The following is a 622-nucleotide window of genomic DNA, read 5'->3' as shown; positions in this document are numbered from 1 at the left end:
GGTGCCGCTACCGGCGTTGCCCGAGGCGTTCTGCACACCGCTGTTGTCCAGGGTGATCAGATTGGTGGCGTCGGAGATGCTGGCGGTCGGCGTGAAGGTGGCCGTCCAGGTGATGCCGCCATCGCTGCTGTTCACCGTGCTCAGCGTGCCGTTGGCGATACTCAGGTCGGCGTTGCTGAATCCGCTCACCGCCTCCGAAAAAGTGATGGTCACCTGCGTGGTTTCGCCGACGCTCAGAGCGTTGTCGGCGACCACGATGGTAGCGGTCGGCAACACAGTGTCGATGGTGAAGTTGGCGGAATTGGTCGTGCCGGTGCCGGTGTTGCCTGCCAGGTCCGCGACGCCGGTGTTGTCCAGGATGATCAGGTTGGTCGTGTCGTTGACATCGACAGTTGGCGTGAACGTCGCCGTCCAGGTGATGCCGCCGTCGCTGCTGCTCACCGCACTCAACGTGCCGTTGGGAACGGACAGGTCTGCGTTACCGAAATCGCTCACCGCCTCGGAGAAGGTGATGGTCACCAGCGAGGTTTCACCCGCGCTCAGCGTCGTATCGGCCAGCACAATGGTCGCGGTCGGGCGTTGGCTGTCGACAGTGTAGTTGTTCGAATCCGTGGTTCCGCTG

At 62.9% G+C, this 622-nt stretch carries 1 protein-coding gene; it reads right to left on the bottom strand.

All coding sequences use genetic code 11. The features are described from left to right. Positions 1-622 (bottom strand): Ig-like domain-containing protein (locus ACM6J5_RS20470; RefSeq protein WP_414929225.1); only part of this gene is annotated, 622 nt, incomplete at both ends.

Origin of the sequence: Pseudomonas sp. IT-P74, from assembly GCF_949768175.1 — a bacterium.
Taxonomy (GTDB): Bacteria; Pseudomonadota; Gammaproteobacteria; order Pseudomonadales; family Pseudomonadaceae; genus Aquipseudomonas.
The sequence above is the reverse complement of the archived record's forward strand: the minus strand, read 5'-3'. Positions and strand labels throughout refer to the sequence as shown.